Here is a 15545-nt window from a genome sequence, read left to right as displayed (position 1 = left end):
ACTACTGGTGGAAAATTGGACACAGTGGGTTGCCACAGCCCAGGAACTGGTCACCCGGCTAGGGCTAAACCTGATCGCCGCCCTGGTTATTTTTTGGCTCGGTCAATGGATTGCCAAACTGGCCGCCCGCACCGCGCGACGGCTGATGGCCCGACAAAATATCGACCCCATACTGGTCAATTTTACCGGCAGCCTGATCTACTACTCGGGTTTGGCCTTTGTGGTGATTGCGGCCCTAAATCGTCTGGGAGTGCAAACTGCCTCGCTGATTGCGGTACTGGGGGCAGCGGGCTTAGCGATTGGTCTGGCCCTTCAGGGATCGCTCTCCAACTTCGCCGCCGGGGTGCTGATGCTAATCTTTCGCCCCTTTAGGGTGGGCGACTTTATCGAAGGGGGCGGCACCCTGGGAACCGTTGAGAGCATTCAGCTGTTTACGACCACTATTGTCACCCCCGAAAATGCCGCTGTCATCGTGCCAAATTCTAAACTCGGCGGCGACAACATTACCAATTTCACCGCCCGCCCCATTCGCCGGGTTGAAACCCTGGTGGGCATTAGCTACGGCGACAATATTGAGCAGGCCCGACGGGCAATTTTGGATGAAATCGCCAGCGATCGCCGCATTTTGACCGACCCAGCCCCTTCGGTCAGCGTCATCGAACTGGCCGACAGCAGCGTCAACTTGCAGGTGTGGGTGTGGGCCAACACCCCCGACTTTCTGGCGGTCAAGCTCGCCCTGCCCGAGGCGATCAAAACCCGGCTCGATGCGGAGGAGATTTCCATCCCCTTCCCGCAGCAGGAGGTGTATATGTTTCAAAAGAACTGAGCCTTGCTCACTGGTGCCTGAGCAGAGCCTGTGCTGGCTTGACCTAAAACCCGAAGGCCAGCAGCGCATCCCAGAGCTGGTGGGCCATCTCCAACTTGGTGCAGGGAGGGATGGTGAGCTTGTCGCCCGCTTTAGTGAGCAGGACGGCCTGGTTGCGATCGCCCCCAAACCCGCTCCCTGCCACATCAACGGGGTTCGCCACGATCGCATCTAACCCCTTGCGCTGGAGCTTATCTAGTGCTGGGGGAATAATGTCGCCGGTCTGGGCGGCAAAGCCAATCAGCCGCTGGTGGGGCGATCGCTTTTGGGATAAATCGGCCACAATGTCGGGCACCTGGGCTATGGGCAACGATGCAGGCAGCTCCGCCTTGGCCAACTTAGTGGCTGACTGGATCGCAGGTTTCACATCCGCCACCGCCGCCGCCATCACAATCCAGTCGACCTGGGGAAGGTTGGTCAGCATCGCCCGGTGCATCGCTTCAGCAGTCGTAACCCCCACAGCTTGGATACCCCCCAGCCGGGCTTTGAGGGATTCATCCATTGGCCCATGCACGAGGGTGACGCTGGCTCCCCGGTGGATTGCGGCCTGGGCCAGCGCGATCCCCATTTTGCCGCTGGCGGGGTTGCCAATAAAGCGCACAGGATCCAAATGTTCCCGAGTGCTGCCGGTGCTGATCAGCAAGTGCCTGCCGCTGAGGTCGCGCTTGCCCTGGGTATGTAGCAGCGAGTTGATGTGGGTGAGAATGTCGTCGGGTTCGGCCATGCGCCCGGTGCCGATGCGATCGCAGGCCAGCACCCCACTGCCTGGGTCAATACTGTGGTAGCGCGAATCCTGAAGGAGCTGGTGCCAGTTGCGCTGCACCGCCTGCTGCTGCCACATGTCGGTATTCATCGCTGGGGCCAGCAGCACGGGGCAGGTCGAGGCCAGCACGGTATTCGTCAGCAGATTATCGGCCAGCCCGTGGGCCAGCTTGCCCAGGGTGTTGGCACTCAGCGGCGCAATTACCAGCAGCTCAGCCCACTCGCCTAGCTCTATATGCAGGGGTCGCCCCTGGGTGGCATCCCAAAAACTGGCGTCGGTGTAGGCCGGGTGCCGAGCCAGCGTAGCCACCGTCAGCGGCGGAATAAACGCCTGCCCCTGCTGGGTCAGCACAACGCGCACCGCTGTGCCTGCCTTGGCCAGCGACGAAATTACAGAACATACCTTATAGGCCGCAATGCCGCCACTAATACCCAGCAGCACCCGACGGGGAGCTTCCACAGTTGTAGAACTACTGGCCATACCAAACCCAAAGGCAGTCATCTCGGCTCAAAAACGGCGCTTCTGCCAGGGCAAACGACTGTTTACCCCTACGGCTTGGGGGTATATCAGCAGGATTGGGCCACCCACAGTCTACGACTCGTCGTAGGCTTCGAGGTCGAGCAAGTAGACGTAGGATTCAACCAGCTCAGGCCGCTGAAAGGCGATCGCCCGGAGCAGGTGCCAGTCTTGCAATCCCTCAAAGGCATTCTCGTAGGCATCGGTCTCTAGACGAGTAGCCAGCTCAGCCACCGTGTCCGGTGTCATATCTGAGACGGTTTGCGGTGAAACATGTAGGCTCAGCATAGTCTTTCCCCCCTTGGTGATGTTTCCCTCAGAGCTGCACAAGCACAGCCTAGGGCCAGTTCACTCTCCCTTTATCCTAAGGGTTTGGTCAGGGTATTTCCCTTAGCCTGCCTCAAATCTTCGCAAAACCCGGCAATTAAGCCCATTACCTGGGGTGGAATTTCATGCCCCATCGCCAGTTCTTGCCAGGTTACAGGCTGGCCGAGGGCTGTCAGGGCGGCATTGGCTTGGTGGGCCTTAGCGATCGGCACTACTGGGTCAAAGGTGCCGTGTACCATCATCACGGGGCGGGGGCTCACCGGAGCCTGGGCCTCGCTGTGGAGATAGCCGCTGAGAATGATCTGCCCAGCCAGCGGCAGCTGCGACCCCACATCTAGGGCCATGGCTCCCCCTTGGGAAAACCCGGCCAAAATGGTTCGTTCTAAGGGAATCTTGGTTGTTTTAGGTAGATTGCACAGCCAGACTTTAAGCTGTTCTCGACTGGTGTGTAGATCGGCTTGGTCGGCAAAGTCGTGGGGTCGGCGAAAGTCATACCCGCTGGGGAAGCTGTACCACATACGCCCCCCCGGAGCCTGGAGATGGGGCCAGGGCGCATCGGGAAAGACCATTGAGAAGTTCGCTATTTCTAAATAGGGAGCCAACCCCACGAGATCGGCGGCGTTAGCTCCCCAGCCGTGGAGAGCCACCAGGCACCAGTCAGCCGTGCCATCGGTGGGGCCGTAGGTCAGCGATTGTAGGGATGAATCGTTGGAGAGCATAGGGTTCTAGGGTTAGCGGTGGCGTTGACGGGCCTCTAGGCGCGATCGCTTTTCAGGGGTGAGAGCAGCATAGCAGTGGGGGCAGCTAATGCCGTCTTCGTAGTCTGGCGAGGCTTTTTCGGCGGGGCTGATCGGGTGGCCGCAGCCCAGGCAAAGGCCGTGGTCTGTGGCATTGAGGCGATGGTCAACGGCCACGCGCTCGTCAAACACAAAGCAGTCGCCCTGCCAAAGGCTGGCATCCACAGGCACTGTTTTGAGGTAGTTGAGAATGCCGCCCCTGAGGTGGTAGACCTGCTCAAAGCCCTGGTCTAGCAGGTAGGCGGTAGCCTTTTCACAGCGAATGCCGCCGGTACAAAACATCGCCACTTTTTTGTGCTGAGCCGGGTCGAGGTGGGTGGCTACATAGTCGGGCAGTTCTCGAAACGAATGGGTGCGAGGGTTCACCGCACCCTGGAATGTGCCCAGCTCTACTTCAAAATCGTTGCGGGCATCAATCACCATCACTTCGGGATCGGCGATGACCTGGTTCCATTCGTGGGGTTCGACGTAGGTGCCGACCTGCTGCTGAGCCGGGTTAACCTCGGGACGTCCCAGGGTGACGATTTCTTGTTTTAGCTTGACCTTCATGCGCTCGAAGGGTGCGCTTGCCATGGTGGATTCTTGGTGGGGAAAGGGGCCGATTTCAGGATGCGAGTGGAGCCAGGCTAATAGGGTGTCAATGCTGGGGCGATCGCCCGCCACGGTCGCATTCAGTCCCTCGCTGGCCAGCAGAATCGTACCCCGCAGCTCCCAGCCCAGGCATAGCTCTAAGAGTTCCACCCGCAATCCCCCTAGCTCGCTCAGTGGCACAAATTTGTAGAAGGTGGCGACGACCCAGGCCATGACAAAATTCCGATGAGCAAAGCTCTAATTATAAGAGGTGATGTTTGCACATCCCAGCCTACGCAGGTGCTTTAGAATGGGCATACCTGTTCAAAGATGCCTATTGTGGCTGCTCCAACCCTTCGCACTATGCAGATGGTGGTTACAAAAGCTAACCTCCATGCTCCTAAGCAAGACGCCACCTATTGGCGTAGCCAACCTTACGTAGACAGACTAAAAGCTCTAGAGTCTATCCGGCAGCAATACCACCTCTGGAAATACGGTGCTGAACCAAGATTTCAAAGAGTTTGTACAGTCGTTAAACGATAATCAGGTGCGCTACCTGGTGATAGGTGGCTATGCTGTCGCCTTTCACGGCTACCCGCGATACACCAAAGACATTGACATCTGGATCGAGATGACGCCAGAGAACGCTGCAAATATGCTCAAAGCGCTGGAACAGTTCGGCTTTGCAGCGCTCAACCTGCAAGCGACAGATTTTTTAACCCCAGACCAGGTGATTCAGTTGGGCTACCCGCCTAGCCACATTGACTTGATTACCACGCCCAATGGAGTAGATTTTGCCACCTGCTTTGCCAGTCGCCTGGAAATGGTGCTGGATGAAATCGCGGTTAACTTCATCGACCTAGAAAATCTCAAACTCAACAAGCGTGCCTCTGGTCGCCTCCAAGATTTGGCCGATTTAGAGAATTTAGCTTAAATGACTTTCCCAGAAACCCAGTTTCTCGCGTGTCAGACAGTGTGCCCACTAAGAAAAGAGCCTGTGGACGGAGGCGATCGCACCGCTGGCATTCCCCGATCTCAAAGTTTCCGTCAAGCTGCTCATTGCAGCCCAAACCTAACGTATAGCCTCCTATAACCGGTAGGCCGAGTACACCTCTGCGGCAGCTCGGTGCAGCAGCGAGTGGCGAAAGATCAGATCATCCATGGATTTACCGTAGCCGCCGCCGATGACACAGGCGACGGGGTAGCCTGCCTTTACGCAGGTGTCGAGCACGTAGCGATCGCGCCCGTAGATCCCCGCATTCGTCAGCGCCAGCTTGCCCAGCAGATCGTCTCTGTGGGGGTCAGCCCCGGCATCGTAGAGCACTAGGTCCGGCTTCACCTGGGCCAGCAAATCGGGGATGTACTGCGCTAGACAGTCCAGATAATCCTGGTCTTCCATACCCAAAGCCAGCGGCACATCCAAATCGCTAGCCTGCTTGCGGGCCGGAAAATTCTCCTGGCAGTGCATTGAGAATGTAAATACGCTGGGGTCGTCGCGAAAGATCCAGGCGGTGCCGTCGCCCTGGTGCACGTCCAAATCGAGAATCAGCACTCGCTGGACGCGGCCCTGCTTTTGCAGGACGCGGGTGGCGATCGCCAAATCATTAAAAATGCAGAACCCCGATCCGTAATCGGGAAAGGCGTGGTGAGTGCCCCCCGCCGTATTGCAGGCCAGCCCGTGCGCCAGAGCCAGCTTGGCGGTGAGAATGGTGCCCCCCACTGCCGTGCAGGTACGCTTGACCAGGGCCGCGCTCCAGGGCAAACCGATCCGCCGCTGGGCTTTGGCATCCAGCGTGCCCTGGCGGTAGGCGTTGATATAGGCCGGGTGGTGGACAAACTCTAGCCAGGTCTGGGGCGGTTCGCCGGGCTGGTAGATCTGGTCGGGGGTGATTACCCCGTCGTAGAGCAGGCGATCGCGCAGCAGCCGAAACTTCGGCATCGGAAACCGATGCCCATCGGGCAGGGGAGCCACATAGTCGGGGTGGTAGATAACCGGCAGCTGACTCAAAGCCCCTGAGATACCCCTAGGTGAACAATGCTTACATCAACGACGACAGCGATCGCCGCTGGCGCATATCCAGGGCATGGGCCACGCTGCCCTCCTCCCAGTCGAGGGGGAGATCAGCCTCGTGGGGAACCACCGCTGGGGTCGCCGTTGGCACCGACGCAACGCTGGGCACCGAAGGCTGGGGCGAGCGCCCTGGGGGTGACTTCGAGACCACTCTGAACTTAGCTACGGCTGGAGTTCCCGGACGCCCTGACGGCGGCGCTGGGCCCACGGGAGGCTCAACCATAGGGGTTTCTACAATTCTGGCACCGGGTGCGACGACCCCATCGCGCTGGGGTGAGTAGGGGGCCAACCGCTTCGGATGGGGTGGCTGCGGGGGGGCAGGCGCTTTAACGATCGGGCGCGGGCGAGCTTTTTTGCGTTTGGCCGGGCGGGCAGAGGCTTTGATCTGCTGGGTCAGCACAAACGAGCCAAAGGCACAGAGCCCCACCAGGCTCAGCAGCCCCCACAGGGCTAGGCCAGACCGGGGCGCAGTCTCCTCCCCGGTTGATACCTCTGGGGCAGAGGGCAGATCGTCGGACGGAGCTGCCATCACCGAGAGCGGGGCTTCGGCAGCAGCATCTTCTACGGGCTCATTGAACATCAGGCCGTGGTAGGCGATCGCCGATACGCAGACCAGGGTCAACCACAGCCCCCCCAGCAAAAATAGGGGCCGGTAGGTCAGCAACCGCGCCCAAAACAGTCCCGATGTGACGGCGGGGTCGCGGGCTCCAGAAAACGGTTGGGGAGAATGGGGCGAAGGTTGCCCGGAAAAATGCTGCGCCATAGGGTTACCTGGGGCCATCGGTGAACAAACCTCAGCGTTGCCGATGCACTTGTTAAGGCCAATTGTAGGTGCTCTTGCCGATGGGCGCTAGCGTTACCGACAGGCTCGGGACAATGCTGTGGTTTTAGGGCTGTGGTCTCAGGCTGCCCAATAGGGACAGATTTCTAGCGCAGAACCATAGTGGGCACATAGTCCTGAGGATCCTGGGCCACCCAGCCCGCCGTGGAATTTAGCCGCACCTCGAAGAATAAAAACGAGTCGTCGTCGCCCTCTGGGGTGGCGATCGCCCCGAGGCGATCGCCCTGGCGCACCGTCTGCCCAGCCCGCACGTTTAGCGCCGCCAGGTTGGCGTAGCGGGTTTGTAGCCCCTGGGCGTGGTTGATCACCACCAGGTTGCCGTAGGTAGCGTCGGTACCGGCAAAGGCTACGGTGCCAGCGCCCACGGCCAAGGCCGGGGTACTAGCTGAGCTAGCCAGGGCTACCCCAGTGTTAAAGACGAGCTTGCCCTGGTCGGGGTCGGGCTGCCAGCCGTAGTTGACAATCACCTGCGATCGCTGGGGCAGCGGATAGCCCTGAAGCGGAGTGGCGGGAGAGGCCGTGGTCGCTGCTGTGGCCGAAACCCCAGGGAACCAGTTCACCCCCGGCAGAAAAATGGTGGCGGGAACGGTGCTTACGCAGCCGTTGACCTCAAACAGCACATCGGGGCGGCTGTTGTAGGTCTGGGCAACCTGCTGCCAGGTTCTGCCTGGGGGAACGCTGACCCGAATGCCGTTGAAGGGCGGAATCAGCAGCTCTTGCCCAGGGCTAACAGTACCTCCCTGAACGGCGGGGTTGAGCCCCATGATTGTGGCCGGTAGCAGGCTGTAGCGCTGAGCGATGGCCGTCAGGGTCTCGCCCTGGGCCACCCGATGGCGGGTCAAGCGCGACAGCGCGGGTTGAGAGCAAGCGGATGGGGTGGTCTGGGCGATCGCCCTCGGTGCTGTCAGCCCTACCAACGGCAGGGCGATCGCCAGCCCCACCAGTACAGCGAATCCCTCGCCTTGCCCCGGTTGATTGGCAGTACCTGACCGGCGGGGAGCCCTATGCTTCAGCAAATCGAAAAACATCATGCAAAGAAAAAATGTAGCGAGTTAGCCGACGTGGATTTTGGCTATATAGGTGAGCCCAACAATCCTTGAGGGGTACAGCCTCTATAATAAGCAGGACAACCCCAATTGCTCAGGGGTATAGCTGGGTTTTCTAGCCACAGACACCCCCGTCCGGACAATACTTGCTCCGGAGAATATTCGATAGAGTAGAGCCAGATCCGTCAGCGGGTCGGCGACAGGGAGCGATCTCGGGTTTGCCCGTCGTCGCGATCGCAAGCCCCAGTAGGGCGCACCAGGCAGAGAACACCAGGCACAGTAGCTAGAGGGCATTAGGCATGGACTCGTTGCCAAAGCAGTTTTCGCAGCAGCTCGCGTTGGTAGCAGTAGCCCTAGCTGTGGGGGGTGGGGCCGGCTGGGCCGGCCATTACTACGTCACCCAGGTGAGCTTAGCTGAGACAGAAAATGCCGCTGCCGCAACCCCGCCAGCAGTTAAAACCTCGCTGACTACCGTGGCCCAGGCCGCCCCCAACCCCCTGGCGGCTGGCCCGATGGGCGAAAGTAGCCAAAACTTTATTGCCCTGGCGGTCGAGCGAGTCGGGCCAGCGGTGGTGCGCATTGACGCCGAGCGTACCGTGCCCGAGATTTCCCCTGACGCCTTTAACAATCCCTTCTTTCGCCGCTTCTTTGACGAAGAAGCCGTGCCCCCCTCCAACCTGCCCGATCGCCTAGAGCAAGGCACCGGCTCGGGGTTTATTCTCAGTGCCAATGGCCAGATCTTGACCAATGCCCACGTGGTTGAGGGGGCCAAAACCGTCCAGGTCACCTTGCGCGACGGGCGTGACTTCGAGGGGCAGGTAGTCGGCGTTGACTCAGTGACCGATGTAGCCGTGGTCAAGATTGAAGCCGCTGACCTGCCCGCCGTGCAGATCGGCAGCACTCAGAACCTGGCGCCGGGGCAGTGGGCGATCGCCATTGGCAACCCCCTCGGCCTCGACAACACCGTCACCGCTGGCATCATCAGCGCCCTGGGGCGCAGCAGCAATCAGGTGGGCATTCCCGACAAACGGGTGCAGTTTATCCAGACCGATGCCGCCATTAACCCCGGCAACTCCGGCGGCCCCCTGCTCAACGACCGGGGCGAAGTCATCGGCATGAACACCGCCATTCGCGCCAACGCCCAGGGGCTGGGGTTTGCCATCCCCATTGAAACCGCCAAGCGCATTGCCGATCAGCTCTTTACCAACGGCGAAGTGCTGCACCCCTTCCTGGGCATTCAAATGGTCGAACTCTCCGCTGAGATGGTCGATCGCATCAACGAAGAAGAGCAGCTCAACCTCAGAATCGCCGATGACGACGAGCCCGGCGTGCTGATTGTGGGGGTGCTGCCCAACAGCCCAGCCCAGGCCGCTGGCCTCAAAATCGGAGATGTCATCCGCGCCATTGAAGGCGACCCCATCGATAGCCCGCCAGACGTGCAGGCTCGGGTAGAAATCACCAATATCGGCGATACCCTCAACCTCGACATTCACCGCGACGGGCGCGACCAAAGCATTGCCGTGAAGCCCGCCGCCATGCCTTCTGACCTGCGGTAGTGGGTGGTAGATGAGTGAGTGAGTGGGCAGGTGAAGCAGTAATGCCCAGAGGGTCTGGAACCCCGGTACCCTCCTTTCATCCACTCACCCACCTACCCACTCACCCATCTACGCTTCACCTCCCAACCGCGCCCCGGTGCGCAAAATTTGCCCCGCCAGCACCGCGCTGCCAAAGCCGTTGTCGATGTTGACCACGCCAATGCCCGCCGCACAGGAGTTGAGCATGGTGAGCAGGGCCGAGAGGCCGTTAAAGCTGGCCCCGTAGCCAATGCTGGTGGGTACCGCAATCACGGGGCAATCGGCGAGGCCCGCCACAACACTGGGGAGCGCGCCTTCCATGCCCGCCACCACAATCAGCACATCCATATTGCGAATCAGGTGGCGGTGGTGCAGCAGGCGGTGCAGCCCGGCTACCCCCACATCCCACAGGCGCTTGACGGCAAACCCGCTCAGCTCGGCGGTAATCGCCGCTTCTTCGGCGACGGGCAGGTCGGCGGTGCCTGCGGTGAGCACGCCAATGGTGCCGGGGTGCTGGGCGGCCCAGTCGGCGGGCACCAGGGCGCAGATGCGGGCCCTATCGTAGTATCGCGCCGCCGGAATTTGCTGCTGCACCTGGGCATAGACCTCGGGCTCGATGCGGGTGGCCATCACCACCGGGTTGCGCTGGTGCAGGCTGCGCATAATTTGCACAATCTGGTGGGGGGTTTTGCCTGGCCCCCAGATCACCTCTGGAAAGCCCGTGCGCAGGGTGCGGTGGTGGTCAACTTTGGCAAAGTCGTCAATAGGCTCAAAGTCGAGGTACTTGAGCTGTTCAAGGGCAGCATCGGGGCTAAGCTGCCCTTGGGAGACGGCGTTGAGCAGGGTGCGCAGGGTGTCGGGCTGGGTCACGGAGGCGGCAAAGATAGGGCAAAAAAGGTTGGAACGATCAGCCTAGACTATGGCTGCCAAAAACGGGGGGCGAAAAATGTCACAGGGTTGTCATAGGTTGGCTACCTCGGTGACATACTCGACCCCTACATTAATTATTAATCGTTCACTCCTCAACACCCCAAGCGCCGGAGCTGCTAGCTCCGGCGCTTTTTTGCGCTGGGGCATCCGGAAAGCCGGGGGAATAACCTGTATTAACAGATCAGGCCGTGAACCAATGCTCCGTCGCTAGCGCAGGCGGCGGGGCACCCCCAAGCGGAGCGGCAGTTGTCCTTAACCCTAGTTTTAACTCTTATGAAACGGCATCTATATGCGATCGCCCTTACCGGTCTAGGCCTGGCCGCTCTCATTCAGCCCGCCAGCGCTCGCCCCGAAATTGCCAGTGGCGATCAGCTACTCGACACCGATGTGGCTGGCTGTCTAACGCGGGCCGACCAGCTAATCGACAGCCTGGGGGTCGAATCTGACCAGGGCGGCATCGATCGCACCGGCTACTTCGAAGACGGCTCCTTTCGAGTGCTCTGCTATGGGGCTGGAGATACCAACAGCCTGGCGATCGTGTTTGCCACCCACGACCAGTCGGCGGAGGTAGCCTCTAACTTTATTCAAATGATGCTGACCGAGCTGTCGCAGGACGAATCCTTGTCGCAGTCGCAACAGTAGGTCATAGAAACCAAAAATAGCCGACAGCCCTGCCTTTGCTCAGCTGTCGGCTATTTTTTAAGGCAATCACCCATGCTGCTGCGATTGGGGATCTTGGGTAGGGCAGACTGCCCTTTGTCCCTACTCAGGAACTTTGGCGGCCTTGAGCATGTGGTAGGTGATGAGCAACTGGGTCAGTGCTAGAGGATAGCTTTGCAGCGTTTCGCCCGTAGTGCCCACCACTTTGCCGATGTCGGTGTTGCCCTCAATGCTGCAAAACTTGCCCAGGTAGGGGACTTCGCTACACAGGGTGCGTTCTAGCTCTTGCACGGGTTTCTCGGTGGCGTGACCGTCAATTTCGAGCACATCTACGGGCTTGCCCATGTCGCGATCGAGGCCCAGGCGCACTGCATCGCCCAGAGAACCGCCGTTTTTGTCTTCGAGCAGGTGGGTAAAGTCGGGGTGGGGAATGGTAGGCCGCATCACCAAGCGCACGTTGAGCAGCAGTTCGTCACCGCTGCTGTTGCCGTCGGGGGGGTAAAAGCTAACCACCACGTCGGCCCACTGCCGCTGGGGGCGAATAAAGTCCTCAGAATCTTGTTCCCGCGCTTGGATTTGCTTAGCCACCTCTTCGGGGGTGTAGCCGCGCTTGCGGGTGTCGCGCTTGATTTTCCAGTTGGCGCGCAGGTCTTCGGGCGGGGCCAGGTAGACTTTGACATCGTAGGCATCGCGGCAGGCGCGGGTCGAGTAGCCCAGCAGCCCTTCTGCAATGACGAAGCGCTTGGGCTCAATGTATTCGGGGGCGTCAAACCCGCCCGTGCTGTGGTTGTAGATCGGCTTGAGAATGGGCTGCCCAGTGCGCAGCAGACCCAGATGCTGCTGAATGATATCGATGTAGTTGCAGTCGGGGTGCAGGGCAGAGATGCCCATCTCTTTGCGCTGTTTGCGATCGTAGCGGTGGTAATCGTCCGTGCAGATGATGGTGACTTGGTCTTCGCCTAGAATCTGCGCAATGCCCCTCGACAGAGTGGTCTTACCTGCCGCGCTGTCACCCACAATGCCGAGGATTATCGGACGACTCATAGATTTCTCCAGGGTTTTGCAACCAATAGTTAGTTACCCCATTGTAGGAACCAGTGGGATCATCACCAAATATTTATTGTTCCGTGTAATGGCCTCAAAACAATTGTGCGATCGCCCCTGGGGCAATCCATAGCCTTGGCAAGCTTGCAAACGTCTGGAATTTGTAAGAATAGAAAGGTGCCGCTGGCCGCCTTTTGGGGGCCACTATTTAGCTCTGTGAGCCTAAGCCCATGCCTGCCCTCGACCCCGCCACTAGTTCTAACACCCCAGTCGCGTCGTCCCCTCTGCCCGAGCTGCTGGCTCCAGCCGGCAACTGGGACTGCGCCAAAGCAGCGGTCGAAAATGGGGCCGATGCCATTTACTTTGGCCTCAATCGCTTCAACGCCCGCATGCGGGCGGAAAATTTTACTGAGGCCGATTTGCCTGAATTGATGGCCTTTCTCCATCGGCGCGGGGTGAAGGGCTACGTCACGCTCAATACGCTGGTGTTCCCTGCGGAACTTGCTGAGGCGGAGCAATACCTCAAAACCATGATTGCCGCCGGGGTCGATGCGGTGATCGTGCAGGATATCGGGATTTGTCGGCTAATTCGCCACCTGTCGCCCGATTTTCCCATCCACGGCTCGACGCAGATGACGGTGACCAGTGCAGCCGGGATCGAGTTTGCCCGCGATCTCGGCTGTCAGCTGGTGGTGCTGGCGCGGGAGTGCTCGATTAAAGACATTGCCAAAATTCAGGCTCAGATGGGCGATCGCAACATCGCCCTGCCCCTAGAGGTCTTCGTCCACGGAGCGCTGTGCGTCGCCTACTCGGGCCAGTGCCTCACCAGCGAAGCCCTGGGCGGCAGGTCGGCCAACCGGGGCGAATGCGCCCAGGCCTGCCGCATGCCCTACGAGCTAATTGCCGATGGGGAACGGGTTGATCTTCAGGATCGCGCCTACCTGCTCAGCCCCCAGGATCTCTCGGGTCTGGGAGTTTTGCCGGAGCTGGTAAAAACTGGGGTGAGCTGCCTAAAGATCGAGGGGCGGCTAAAAGCGCCGGAGTATGTGGCGAATGTGACGCGGGTGTATCGGCAGGCGTTGGATCGGTTAGCGGTGGCGGGGGAACGTGGGTCTGGGGAACGATTGGCGTCGGCGGATGAAGGCTCAGCGCTGACCCACACTACGGGGGACTCCAAAATCCAAAACCCAAAATCCAAAATTCCCATCCCTCCATCCCCCCATCCCCTCACCCCCCAACCATCCGATGAACGCTACCAGCTCGAAATGGCCTTCTCTCGCGGCCTCTACACTGGCTGGTTCGAGGGCATCGACAACCAGGCTCTGGTTCACGCCCGCTTCGGCAAAAAGCGTGGGGTCTATCTGGGCGAGATCACCCGCGTCACCGCAGATGCTGTGTTTTTGAAAGCCCAGGCTCCGATCAAGGCTGGGGATGGCGTGGTGTTTGACGACGGCCACCCCGCCGAGAAAGAGCAGGGGGGCCGCGTTTATGCGGTGAATAATGTCGGCCCAGAAACCCGGCTTATGTTTGGCCGCGATGCCCTCAACCTGCGCCGCATTCACCCCGGCGACAAGCTTTGGAAAACCAGCGATCCGGCTCTGGACAAAGAGATTCAGCAGACCTACGCGGGCGATCGCCCCAAATTCACGCGGCCCATCTCCATTGAGGTGCATGGCGCGGTGGGAGAGTCGATGGTGGCGATCGCCCGCGACAGCCAGGGCCACATCGCCCAAGCGACCTCCACCATGTCTCTGGTAGAAGCCCACTCTAAGCCGCTGACAGGCGATCGCCTAGAGCAGCAGCTGGGCCGTCTGGGCAACACCCCGTTCCATCTCGAATCTCTGAGCAATCATCTCCAGGGGAATGTGATGATCCCCGTCAGCGAACTCAATCGGCTGCGCCGAGAGCTAGTGGAAGGGCTGGAGGAACTGCGTTTACGCCCCAACCCCTGGCATCTCAATGCTAATGCCGCCTTGCAAGACATTCTGCCGCCCCCCAAGACGCCCCCCAGCGAGAATCCAGCTTCCCCATCTCCCCTATCTTCCTCATCTCCCCATCCCCCCATCTCTCCATCATCCCTCTCCACCCTCGTTCGCACTCGCCCCCAACTCGCCGCTGCGGCTGCCACAGGCATCGAGACGATTTACTGCGAATTCGAGAACCCCGCCACCTATCGCGACGCTGTGCTCTGGTTTCGAGACAATCGGATCAGCGAGGCCCAAACCATCTGGGTCGCCCCGCCCCGAATCACCAAGCCGCTGGAAACCTACATTCTCGATCAGGTGAAGCGATCGCAGGCCGATGGCTACCTGGTGCGCAATTACGACCACCTGGCCTACTTTGCAGGGCAGCGCTGTGTAGGGGATTTTTCTTTGAATGTGGCCAACGCGCTGACGGCAGATTATTTGCTGAACCGCTACGGGCTAGAGCGCGTCACCGCCTCCTACGACCTCAACGCCGAGCAACTGGTAGATTTGCTGCGATCGGCCCCAGCCGCCTGGTTTGAGATTACCCTGCACCAGCACATGCCCATGTTTCACATGGAGCACTGCGTGTTCTGCGCCTTTCTCTCTGAGGGCAAAGACTTTCGCGACTGTGGCCGCCCCTGTGAGAGTCAGCAGGTCAAGCTGCGCGACAGAATGGGCACCGAGCACATTCTGCTGGCCGATGCAGGCTGCCGCAACACAGTGTTCAATGGCGTCGCCCAGACCGGGGCCGAGTACGCCCAGCGGCTTATGCAGGCCGGAGCGCGGCACTTTCGGCTGGAGTTTTTAGATGAAAGCCTGGAGCAGGTGCAGAGGGCGATCGCCCAGTACCGCCAGCTCTTAACCGGAGACATCAGCGGTAGCCAGCTCTGGCGTTCTCTCAAGCTGCAAAGCAAGCTCGGAGTTACCCGTGGCCCCTTAGACTCTAAACACAGCCCTGGCCGAGGCCAATGAGGCTAGAGCTAATTCAGCAGAGAGTCGATGTCTTGGTCGCGCAGGTAGCCCACCAGCATAGGGCTAACTCCCGATACCAGGGTAATAAACACCACAATAATCAGCTGCCCCAGACTCAGCCTGCCCAACAGATCGGGCAGGGCGATGCTGCTGGTAGACCCCTGAGCGCCGATAAACCAGGCGTTGCAGGTCAGCGATGTCCACAGGTCTACCGCTACGGCCATCAGCCACACCAGCCTCAGCCCCAAAAGTGGTAAGCCGAAGGAGCTATAGCGCTGCCGCCGTTGCCAGATGGGGCGAGTGGAAAAATTGAAGGCCACCACAATCAGCGTGCCGATTACGGCCAGGCTAATGGCAACCAGGTTGCGGCTGTCTAAAATCAGCAAAATGCCCAGCAGCGTGGTGATCAAATCCCACACGGTGCTGAGCTGAAGCGCGGCTAAAAGAACCAGTTTGCGCAGGCTAACGGGCCGAGATTTCTGCATAGTTTGGCAACCCCATAGGTAAGACACGGTGGCGGTGCCAGCGTAGAAAAGCGCGCCACGGTAAATCGGTCAGCGCAGGGTAGGCGTCTAGCGGGGATGCTGTTTCGGCACGCTGGC

The 15545-nt window shown here is 59.8% G+C and carries 15 protein-coding genes; 5 read left to right on the top strand and 10 right to left on the bottom strand.

Translation table 11 applies throughout. The annotated features are described in order from the left end of the window. The first annotated feature begins 7 nt into the window (after positions 1-7). Positions 8-826: a mechanosensitive ion channel family protein gene (locus tag VB780_RS21190; protein WP_323353168.1), complete on the top strand. Its 819-nt coding sequence runs from the start codon at positions 8-10 to the stop codon at positions 824-826. Positions 827-869: 43 nt separating this feature from the next. Here the strand turns inward: VB780_RS21190 and coaBC are convergent, their stop codons facing one another. The 4 genes from coaBC to VB780_RS21170 all read right to left on the bottom strand — a co-directional run bounded on the left by coaBC (position 870) and on the right by VB780_RS21170 (position 4072). Beyond that, positions 870-2129 carry a bifunctional phosphopantothenoylcysteine decarboxylase/phosphopantothenate--cysteine ligase CoaBC gene (gene coaBC / locus VB780_RS21185; RefSeq protein WP_323353167.1) on the bottom strand — a complete coding sequence of 420 codons (1260 nt, stop codon included), beginning with the start codon at positions 2127-2129 and terminating at the stop codon, positions 870-872. 90 nt (positions 2130-2219) lie between these two features. Continuing rightward, positions 2220-2432 carry a DUF2555 domain-containing protein gene (locus VB780_RS21180; protein WP_073610190.1) on the bottom strand — a complete coding sequence of 71 codons (213 nt, stop codon included), beginning with the start codon at positions 2430-2432 and terminating at the stop codon, positions 2220-2222. Positions 2433-2503: 71 nt separating this feature from the next. After that, positions 2504-3190 carry an esterase gene (locus tag VB780_RS21175; protein WP_323353166.1) on the bottom strand — a complete coding sequence of 229 codons (687 nt, stop codon included), beginning with the start codon at positions 3188-3190 and terminating at the stop codon, positions 2504-2506. A gap of 12 nt (positions 3191-3202) precedes the next feature. Further along, positions 3203-4072: a rhodanese-related sulfurtransferase gene (locus VB780_RS21170; RefSeq protein ID WP_323353165.1), complete on the bottom strand. Its 870-nt coding sequence runs from the start codon at positions 4070-4072 to the stop codon at positions 3203-3205. A 262-nt stretch (positions 4073-4334) separates the two neighbouring features. Between VB780_RS21170 and VB780_RS21165 the strand changes: the two genes are divergently transcribed. Then, positions 4335-4772 (top strand): DUF6036 family nucleotidyltransferase, encoded by a 438-nt coding sequence (locus VB780_RS21165; protein ID WP_323353164.1) that lies wholly within the window; start codon positions 4335-4337, stop codon positions 4770-4772. Between the two features lie 153 nt (positions 4773-4925). Here the strand turns inward: VB780_RS21165 and VB780_RS21160 are convergent, their stop codons facing one another. The 3 genes from VB780_RS21160 to VB780_RS21150 form a co-directional block, all read right to left on the bottom strand. After that, entirely contained in the window at positions 4926-5846 is a 921-nt protein-coding gene (locus VB780_RS21160) for a histone deacetylase (RefSeq protein WP_323353163.1), read from the bottom strand. 31 nt (positions 5847-5877) lie between these two features. Then, positions 5878-6672: a hypothetical protein gene (locus tag VB780_RS21155; RefSeq protein ID WP_323353162.1), complete on the bottom strand. Its 795-nt coding sequence runs from the start codon at positions 6670-6672 to the stop codon at positions 5878-5880. Positions 6673-6836: 164 nt separating this feature from the next. Continuing rightward, positions 6837-7778 carry a M23 family metallopeptidase gene (locus VB780_RS21150; protein ID WP_323353161.1) on the bottom strand — a complete coding sequence of 314 codons (942 nt, stop codon included), beginning with the start codon at positions 7776-7778 and terminating at the stop codon, positions 6837-6839. A 317-nt stretch (positions 7779-8095) separates the two neighbouring features. On the opposite strand from VB780_RS21150, the gene VB780_RS21145 reads away from it, so the two are divergent. Next, positions 8096-9352: an HhoA/HhoB/HtrA family serine endopeptidase gene (locus tag VB780_RS21145; protein ID WP_323353160.1), complete on the top strand. Its 1257-nt coding sequence runs from the start codon at positions 8096-8098 to the stop codon at positions 9350-9352. A gap of 108 nt (positions 9353-9460) precedes the next feature. Here the strand turns inward: VB780_RS21145 and larB are convergent, their stop codons facing one another. After that, positions 9461-10240 carry a nickel pincer cofactor biosynthesis protein LarB gene (gene larB / locus VB780_RS21140; RefSeq protein ID WP_323353159.1) on the bottom strand — a complete coding sequence of 260 codons (780 nt, stop codon included), beginning with the start codon at positions 10238-10240 and terminating at the stop codon, positions 9461-9463. A 333-nt stretch (positions 10241-10573) separates the two neighbouring features. On the opposite strand from larB, the gene VB780_RS21135 reads away from it, so the two are divergent. Then, complete coding sequence (locus VB780_RS21135; RefSeq protein ID WP_323353158.1) at positions 10574-10942, top strand: hypothetical protein; 369 nt, start codon at positions 10574-10576, stop codon at positions 10940-10942. A 120-nt stretch (positions 10943-11062) separates the two neighbouring features. Here the strand turns inward: VB780_RS21135 and VB780_RS21130 are convergent, their stop codons facing one another. Beyond that, entirely contained in the window at positions 11063-12004 is a 942-nt protein-coding gene (locus tag VB780_RS21130) for a phosphoribulokinase (RefSeq protein WP_323353157.1), read from the bottom strand. 230 nt (positions 12005-12234) lie between these two features. Between VB780_RS21130 and VB780_RS21125 the strand changes: the two genes are divergently transcribed. Beyond that, entirely contained in the window at positions 12235-14943 is a 2709-nt protein-coding gene (locus VB780_RS21125; protein ID WP_323353156.1) for a peptidase U32 family protein, read from the top strand. 8 nt (positions 14944-14951) lie between these two features. Here VB780_RS21125 and VB780_RS21120 read toward each other — a convergent pair whose 3' ends face one another. Then, positions 14952-15428, bottom strand: a complete 477-nt coding sequence (locus VB780_RS21120; protein WP_323353155.1) for a hypothetical protein — start codon at positions 15426-15428, stop codon at positions 14952-14954. Positions 15429-15545: the final 117 nt, after the last annotated feature.

The sequence above is a fragment of the Leptolyngbya sp. CCNP1308 genome, from assembly GCF_034932455.1.
Classification (GTDB): domain Bacteria; phylum Cyanobacteriota; class Cyanobacteriia; order Phormidesmidales; family Phormidesmidaceae; genus Nodosilinea.
Note: the sequence above shows the minus strand (reverse complement) of the source record. Positions and strands in the feature narration are given on the sequence as shown.